2 protein-coding genes and 1 pseudogene are annotated in these 3,737 nt (G+C 48.4%); all 3 read right to left on the reverse strand.

Annotation, left to right across the window (positions count from 1 at the left end; translation table 11 throughout):
* Positions 1-812: pseudogene (locus tag VIM87_RS17530) on the reverse strand (glycoside hydrolase family 71/99-like protein); the annotation flags it as partial.
* A 189-nt stretch (positions 813-1,001) separates the two neighbouring features.
* Positions 1,002-2,543: a RagB/SusD family nutrient uptake outer membrane protein gene (locus VIM87_RS17535; protein WP_331998256.1), complete on the reverse strand. Its 1,542-nt coding sequence runs from the start codon at positions 2,541-2,543 to the stop codon at positions 1,002-1,004.
* Positions 2,544-2,761: 218 nt separating this feature from the next.
* Positions 2,762-3,737: TonB-dependent receptor domain-containing protein (locus VIM87_RS17540; RefSeq protein ID WP_331998257.1), on the reverse strand; the 976-nt coding region annotated here is incomplete at its 5' end.

A 3,737-nucleotide genomic window follows, 5' to 3' on the forward strand; every position in this document is an offset into this window, starting at 1 on the left:
TCAATATTGTTCCGGCGGCACCATTCCATATCATCCACTATCATATCGCGGTAGCGGTCCATATCATTATGCAATAAGGGCGAAAAGCGCTGCACCATCCAGGGCAGAATTATATCCGCCTTTTTAATGATGGTATGTAAATAGGGATCATGGATACAATCTGCATTCAGCTCACGCCAGGCAGTGGGCACGCCTAACATCACCGTACAGCTGCCATATACAGGATCGTTCTTCAAAAAGTCTATTAACCTTTCCAGGCCAATGTTGCGGATATCATAAGGCCGGTCGGGGAAACCAATGCCCCAGATGCATACCACGGGCTTACCATTTTCATGCAGGTAAGTATTGGCGCCGCTCTGGCGGGTTACTTTCAGGCTGTCCACTAAATATTTCCAGTCCTCGATAATAGATGAACAATCTTCGTTCTTACCTTTTAAACCGGACAGGTCGTACATTACGGCAATGGCTCTTTTGTATTTAGAAGCTGCTTCCAGCGCATTGCCAAGAATAGTGTTGGATTCTTTTCTGCCGCTCCCTTCGCGTGTTACGTTAAAGAAGCGCTGCATAAACACACCATCTACACCGTATTGCTGCATCCATTTAAAATGCAGGTCTACGGTACTTTTATCCAGTGAGCTAAAGAAGCGGGCTTTACTGCCGTCTTTTAAAACAAAGGGTGTTTCGTACGTTTTTTCATACTCGCTTACATCCGGCCATGCATCTATGCCGCTGCGCTCCTCGCTACCGTAAGCATAGCGCCGGGCAGCGGAGCCGTCTCCTGCCGCCCGGAACCAACCCTGGTACCCAGCCATAATCAAACCCTTGTAGCTGGGGTAGAGCGTTTTTTCACTATGCTTCTGCTGAGCAATTGATGATGTGGAATGATAGCATAAAAAAAGGCTAACAAAAAAAATTACTATTCTCTGCATGGTTTCACATAAAACGGTTAAAAGTATGTGGTTAGCGGCAGAAGCGGTCCACCGCTAACCACGTTTGTTAGTTTAATACCCCGGGTTTTGCTGCCACTGCGGGTTGCGCAGCATTTCGTTAGTGGGTATGGGTGTTAAATATTTTTGCGCCAGCGCTGCCGGATTATTGGCAACTGCGGGGTTGATCGGGTTTTCCAGGTTGCTGCGTTTGGCCAGGATCTGCGGCAGCAGCTGCAGGCGTACAATATCGAACCAGCGTATGCCAAATTCGCCTGCAAACTCATAAGCCCTTTCCTGCACTACAGAATCGCGGAAAGCGTTCAGCGCCAGGCCGGGTGTAAGATCTGCCAGGCCGGCGCGCCTTCTTACCTGGTTAATGGCTGCATAGCTTTCTGCAGTGGGTGCATTAGCTGCCATGGCAGATGCTTCTGCATAGTTCAGCAGCACCATTGGATAGCGGATAATATCCAGTGTTTTGTTGGTGCTGGGGTTGGCAGAGATAATGGAGTTATCTGTTTCCACAATACCATCGCCAACGCCTGAACGGAATTTCTTGTAATACGGATGCCCCGCATGTGTTTCTGTAGAGCTCCAGGGCACCAGCTTAAAGGTTTTGTTGGGCTGCAGCAGCTTAATGGTAGTATAAAAAGTAGCATCGGTACGGGCGCATTTGGGTGCGGCCTGGTAAAAGTTGATCTCCGGGTAAAAATCGTCCCAGCCACTGTTACCATTTAATGCTACTTCATCCAGCGGCATGCAGGATGAGCCAAAGGTACGCTGTGGCAAACCGCCTGCTACATTGAACTGTAAGGAGAAGATGGATTCCGAATTATTATTGGTGGTGAATACTTTTGCATAGTCGGGCACCAGGGTATACTGGCCTGATTTAATTACCGCATCTGACTGCTCTGCTGCCAGCGCATAGTTGGCAGTTTGTTTCAGCGGCCATCCTGCCATGGTTAAATATACCTCTGCCAGCAATGCTTTGGCGGCCTGCTGATTGGCTTTGCCTGGTGCGCCCGGGAAAGAGGTGGGTAAAAAACCGATGGCGGTTTTAAGATCGCTCACGATCAGGTTGTACACGTTGCTTACAGAATCCCTTGCAGGTCGCGCATCTACATCCAGCGGCTTATCAATTACCGGTACAGGGCCAAAAGTGCGCACCAGCATGTAGTAGCTGAAGGCTCTTAAATAAAAGGCCTGTCCTGCGTAAGCATGTTTTACATCGTCTGCAGCATCTACCTTTTCATAATTGGCTATAACGTTATTAGCCTGGTAGATGGCGGTCCAGGGGCCCTGCCATACGTTGTTCAAACGGCCATCTGCATCAGAGTTGCCATTTAGCTGGTCAAATAAACGGAAGCCCAGCTTGTTCAATCCCGGATCTGTGGTAAGATCATCGGAACCAAAACAGGGCGTGCTGTTGCTGATGTTGGCATAAGCGGCATCCACTGCCAGCTGCAGGTAAATGGAGGCTACTGCGGCATCCAGGTCAGAGGCTGTTTTAAAATAAGTACCCGGTGTAAGGTTACCCTTCGGATCTTCCGTTAGCTTCTGACAGCCTGCACCGGCAATAGTGAGGGCTAGCAGAAGAGTGATGTATCTCAATTTCATTATAATTAATAATTAAGGATCAATAATTTTTAGCTTTTAGCTGTTAGTCTTTAGCTGTTAGCTGTGGGCGTTATGCTTTTAGCTTTCTGCTTTTAGCTGTTAGCTGTTAGCTGTTAGTGTTCAGCGTTTCGCGTTCGGCGTTCGGCTTTATGCTTTATGCTTTCTGCTTTATGCTTTATGCTTTCTGCTTTATGCTTTCTGCTTTCTGCTTTTTGCTCCTAAAATCCTGCACGCAAACCAAACGTATACGTACGCGGGTTGGGGATCACGCCCATTTCCAGGCCCTGTGTAATGGCGTTGGTGGCATTGGTGATCTCCGGATCATAACCCGGGTAGCTGGTAACGGTGAAAAGGTTCTGACCGCTCACATATACTTCCAGGTTGCGCAGTTTCACTTTGCTTAACAGGGATTCCGGTATGTGATAAGAGATAGAAAGGTTCTTCAGCTTCATGTAGCTGGCATTGTACACATAACGGCTGCTGTTAATAAAGTTGGTGCTGCTTTTACTGAAAGTTGGATTGTCGGTTTCATGCGTGGGTGTCCAGATGTCAAGCGCATCCTGCGTGGTGGCGTTACGCGCATCGCCCAAACCGCCCCATACATAGGCCAGGGTTTGTGAATAGATCTGGTAACCGGTGGCGCCCTGCAGCATAAAGCTCAGCGTAAAATTGCCGTACTTAATATCATTAATGAACCCGAACGTGAATTTGGGTGTGCCGTTGCCGATGGTTTGCAGATCTGCTGCGGTGTATTTTTTATCGCCGTCAACATCCACATATTTTGCATCGCCGGGTTTCATACCAAACAGCGCCGCTTCTGCAGCTTCTTTCGCTTTCCAGGTGCCCAGGAACTTATAGCCGTAAAACTCGCCCAGGGGCTGCCCTATCTTCAGAATGGATACATTGCTTTGCGGGGAGCCAATGTTGTTCACCACAATGTTATCCAGCCCGCCCAGGTCCACTACCTTATTGCGGTTAATGGAGGCGATCAGGTTACTGCTCCAGGTTAATTTTTTATTGCTGATGGGTGTACCGCCTAAGGCAAATTCCAATCCTTTATTTTCTACGCTGCCTATGTTGCGGGCATAGGTGGCGCCACTGTTATAAAACGGGGCCTGGAAATAATACAGCAGGTCCTTGATCTTTTTGTGATACGCATCTACCGTAAAAGTGAGGCGGCCTTTGAGGAAGGCG

The sequence above is a fragment of the Chitinophaga sp. genome (genome assembly GCF_036569125.1).
In the GTDB taxonomy this organism is placed as follows: Bacteria; Bacteroidota; Bacteroidia; order Chitinophagales; family Chitinophagaceae; genus Chitinophaga.